General features: G+C 70.8%; 4 protein-coding genes. All 4 read right to left on the bottom strand.

From position 1 onward, the window contains the following. Nucleotides 1-698 (bottom strand): DegT/DnrJ/EryC1/StrS family aminotransferase (locus WMI84_RS17145; RefSeq protein ID WP_347354991.1); only part of this gene is annotated, 698 nt, incomplete at its 3' end. After that, on the bottom strand, nt 695-1,687 hold the full coding sequence (locus tag WMI84_RS17140; RefSeq protein WP_347354990.1) for an NAD-dependent epimerase/dehydratase family protein: 993 nt from the start codon (nt 1,685-1,687) through the stop codon (nt 695-697). The genes WMI84_RS17145 and WMI84_RS17140, both read right to left, overlap by 4 nt. After that, nucleotides 1,684-2,748 carry a Gfo/Idh/MocA family oxidoreductase gene (locus tag WMI84_RS17135; protein WP_347354989.1) on the bottom strand — a complete coding sequence of 355 codons (1,065 nt, stop codon included), beginning with the start codon at nt 2,746-2,748 and terminating at the stop codon, nt 1,684-1,686. The genes WMI84_RS17140 and WMI84_RS17135 overlap by 4 nt, the downstream gene beginning before the upstream one ends. 155 nt (nt 2,749-2,903) lie before the next feature. Next, nucleotides 2,904-4,274: DUF4082 domain-containing protein (locus tag WMI84_RS17130; protein ID WP_347354988.1), on the bottom strand; the 1,371-nt coding region annotated here is incomplete at its 5' end.

Here is a 4,274-nt window from a genome sequence, read left to right as displayed (position 1 = left end):
CCGACCTCGGTGTAGTCCTCGGCGGGCGGCAGCACGCTGCGGTGCCGGTCGGCGGCGCTGACGCTCATCGCGTGCTCGCGCAGGTGCCGGGCCCGGTCGGCCCAGTCGGCGCGAGCGGTCGTGATCATCCCGCCCTCCCCGGTGGTGAGCAGCTTGCGCGGGTGGAACGACCAGCACGCGATGTCCGCCCGCGCGCCGACCGGGGCGCCGTCGTACGTCGAGCCGGCGCCACAGGCCGCGTCCTCGATCACGACGATCCCCAGCGGGTCGCACAACGCCCTGATCGACATCAGGTCGCAGGGCACGCCGCCCTGGTCCACGACGATGACCGCTCGGGTCCGGTCGGTGAGCGCGGCCTTGACTGTGTCGACTGTGACGTTGCCGGTCTCGGCGTCGACATCGGCGAAGACGGGCCGGGCACCGACGTAGGTCGGGGCGTTGGTGGTGGCGATGAAGGAGAACGACGGGACGACGACGTCGTCGCCGCTGCCGATCCCGGCGACGACGAGCGCCAGGTGCAGCGCGGTGGTGCAGCTCGACACGGCAACTGCGTGCCGGGCGCTCATCCGGTCGGCGAAGGCCCGCTCGAACTCGCCGACGCGTGGCCCCTGGGCGACCCACCCGGAACGGATGGCGTCGCTGACTGCAGCGATCTCCTCCTCGCCGAGCCAGGGCTGCATGACGTTGATCCGGCTCATGCCGAGGCCCTCCGTCCGGCCGCGACGGCCGCACGCTGCGGCCGCCACCAGTCGACGAGCTCGCGCAGACCCGTGTCGAGGTCTGTCGTGGCGTGCCAGCCGAGGTCCCGCTCGGCTGCGGTCACGTCGGCCAGGCGCCGCGTCACGCCGTTGACGGCGCGCTCGGGGCCGTGCTCGACGCCGAGGTCGGAGTCCATCGCCGACAGCAGGGCCTCGGCCAGCCCGAGCAGTGAGGTCTCGGTGCCGCTGGCGATGTTGTAGACCCCCTCGCGCACGTCCGAGAGCGCTGCGAGGATGTTCGCCCGCGCGATGTCGACGGTGTAGACGAAGTCCATGGTCTGTGACCCATCACCGAAGATCAGCGGCGGCAGGCCGTCGGCGATCCGCTCCATCCACCGGACCAGGACCTCCGTGTAGAGCCCGTGGACGTCCATCCGGGGGCCGTAGACGTTGAAGTAGCGCAGGGCCACGTAGTCCAGGCCCTTCATCGCGCGGAAGCTGCGCGCCATACCCTCGTTGAAGGACTTGGCCGCCCCGTAGAACGTGTCGTTGTTGTGGTGGTGGTGCCGCTCGGTCGTCGGGAACGACTCGGCCAGGCCGTACACCGAGGCGGACGAGGCCAGCACGAGCTTGTCGACGCGGTGCTCGGCCGCTGCCTCGAGCACGTTGAACGTGCCATCGACGAGCACCTCGAGGGCGAGCCGGGGCTCCTCGGCACACTGCGTGATGCGGATGGCCGCCTGGTGGAAGACGATGTCGGTCGGCCGGGTCAGGTCGTGCACCAGGTCGCGGTCCCGCAGGTCTCCCTCGACGAGGGCCACGCCGCCGCGCGAGAAGGCCGCGGCCAAGTTCTCCCGGCGTCCGCGAACGAGGTTGTCCAGCACGTCGACGTGGGCGACACCCGCGTCGAGCAGCTGGTCGACGATGGTCGAGCCGATCGTCCCGGCCCCGCCGGTGACGAGGACCCGTGCTCCGTCCAGCCTGCTCATGCCAGTGCTCCTGTCTCGCTCCGGTCGGTCATGCCCACCTCGACCATCCGTCCGCCGTCCTTGAGGCTGCGGGTCGAGGCCTCGAGCACGTCGAGGATGCGCAGGCCACCCGCCCCGTCGGTCCGCGGCGGTCGTCCCTCGCGGATGGCGGCCGCGAACTCGCCCACCATGCTGCCGAGCGCCTCCACCTCCGGCAGCGACGGCGCGTACATGTCGCCGAGCCGGTAGGAGATCCCTGCGGCGCGCCGGTCCGACATGTCCTCGGTGCGCGAGCTGAGGTCGAGGTCGACTCCCCGGTCGTAGACGCTGAGCCGCTGCTGCGGGTTGAGGTCGTCCCAGACCAGGGTCCGGCGGCTGCCCCCGACGACCATCTGGCGGATCTTCGTCGGGCTCAGCCAGTTGACGTGCACGTGCGCCATGGCGCCACCGGGCAGCGGCATCGTCAGGTAGCCGATGCAGGCCCGCCCGGCACCGATCGGGTCGGCGCCGTGTGCGGCAACCGCCTCGGGCACGAGCCCGCCCGGCAGGACGAAGTCGAGGATGGACAGGTCGTGCGGGGCGAGGTCCCAGAGGACGTCGACGTCCGGCTGCACGAGCCCGAGGTTGATCCGCACGGAGTCGACGAACAGCACGTCGCCGAGCTCGCCCGACTGGACGATGTCGCGGATCCGCTGCACCACCGGCGTGTAGCAGTAGGTGTGGTCGCACATGAGGACCAGCCCGCTCTGCTCGGCGCGACGCACCATCTCGCGGGCCTCGCTGCTCGACGCCGCGAGCGGCTTCTCGACGAGCACGTGCCGGCCCGACTCGAGCGCGGCCAGCGCGAGCGGGTGGTGCGTGTTGGCCGGCGTGGCGATCGCCACGGCGTCTATGTCGTCGCGGGCGAGCAGGCGCCGGACGTCGGTCTCGACGTCGACCCGGGCGTCGCCGACGACCTTGCGGGCCCGCGACTCGTCGAGGTCACAGACCGCGGCGAGCTCCCAGTCCTCGCTGCCTCTGAAGTTGCGGACGAGGTTGGGACCCCAGTAGCCCGCACCGATAACCGCTGCACGCAGCGTCATACGCGTTCAAACCCCCCAGTAGTTCGGGACATCAACAGACCCGTGGCTTCAGCCACTCCCAGTGCCCCCTACAGGACATGGAACCCCAAACTGACGTCCTTCGTGGCAGAACTGACAAATCCGTGTCGGAGGCGGTCAGCGCAACCGCCGGAACGTCATGGCGCAGTTGGCGTCGCTGACGCGCTGGCCGTGCCGGTCGGGGCTGCCGTGGTGGTCGCCGTGCCGGTGGGCGTCGCCGAGGCGGTCGACCCCCCGGTCGGTGCCGCGGTTGCTCCGCCGCCGGTCGTGAAGATCGGGTCGACGAAGTAGCTGCTGTTGTAGGTGTTCGACGGGAACCCACCGCCGTAGGCGTACCGGCCACCCGTCGCGAGGGTGTGCAGCGGTGATCGGTCGATCGGGGTGGCCAACCCCGACTCGGTGACCGAGTAGTTCCCGTTGCCGGCCAGGTAGGACACGATGTAGGTCGTGCCGCTCGTGACGGCCACCGGCTGGTCGAACGTGACGGTCTGCCAGCCCTGGGTCGTCTCGTCGGTCGAGGTCGCCGTGGCCAGGCGGGTGCCGCTGGAGTTCCACAGGCTCACCGTGTGCGGCCCGGTGTTGGCGGCGCCCTTGTAGAAGCGCACGCCGGTGATCGAACCGGCCGTGTCGGTCGTGAAGGCCGTGCCGACCTCCACCTTTGAGTCGGGCTCCGCGAGCACGTCGGGCGTCGTCGCGTCGGTCCAGATGCTGCACGGGCAGACACCCGGGGTCGGGTCGGGCTGGGCCGTCGTGAACGTCCAGGTCTTCGCCTGGGACATGGCGTTGCCCGCAGGGTCGGTCGCGGTGACGCTCGCGGTGTACGTCTTGCCACGCGAGAGGCTCGCAGCCGGCGTGAAGGTCGCCGTCTTCGTGGCGGCGGTGTATGCCGTCGTGCCCGTCACGGACGCCCCGTCGGAGTCCTTGAGCGTGAACGAGATCGAGCTGTCCTTGACGGCCTCGTCGAAGGTCGCGCTGACCGGGTTCGTCGCCGACTGGCTGGACGAGCCGGCCAAGGGGGTCGTCGAGGTCACCGACGGCGCCGTGTGGTCGGCCGGGGACCCCGTCTGGAAGACCGGGTCGACCCAGTAGTTCGTCGCTCCATAGGTGTCGTTCGGGAAGCCCCCCGACGAGCCGTACCGGTACAGCCCGTTCGTCAGCGAGGCGGCCAGCGGGCCGTTCTGCCAGGCCTTGTCGAAGTAGCCGCTGTCCACCGCGTAGTGCCCCTGCGGCGCGAAGTACGAGGCGACGTAGGTCGTGCCCGCGGTCACCGCCACCGCCTGCGAGAAGGTCAGGGTCTGCCAGCCGGATGCGGTCTCGCCGGAGAACGTGCCGGTCGCCAGTCTGTTCCCGGCGGCGCTCCAGAGGCTGCCGGTGTGGGTGCCGCCGTTGGCCGTGGACTTGTAGAAGCGCACCCCGGTGATCTGCCCGTCGGAGCTCGGCGTGAACGAGACGCCCAGCTCGACCGCGTCGGGGTCACCGCTGTCCGCCACGGACGGTACCGCCGTGCT

The organism is Intrasporangium sp. (genome assembly GCF_039812505.1).
Lineage (GTDB): Bacteria > Actinomycetota > Actinomycetes > Actinomycetales > Dermatophilaceae > Intrasporangium_A.
The sequence above is the reverse complement of the archived record's forward strand: the minus strand, read 5'-3'. Positions and strand labels throughout refer to the sequence as shown.

Excerpts from the sequence above, each read along its gene's own strand:
- WMI84_RS17140 (WP_347354990.1), bottom strand. The coding sequence starts at position 1,687 with ATGAGCAGGCTGGACGGAGCACGGGTCCTCGTCACCGGCGGGGCCGGG.
- WMI84_RS17135 (WP_347354989.1), bottom strand. The coding sequence starts at position 2,748 with ATGACGCTGCGTGCAGCGGTTATCGGTGCGGGCTACTGGGGTCCCAAC.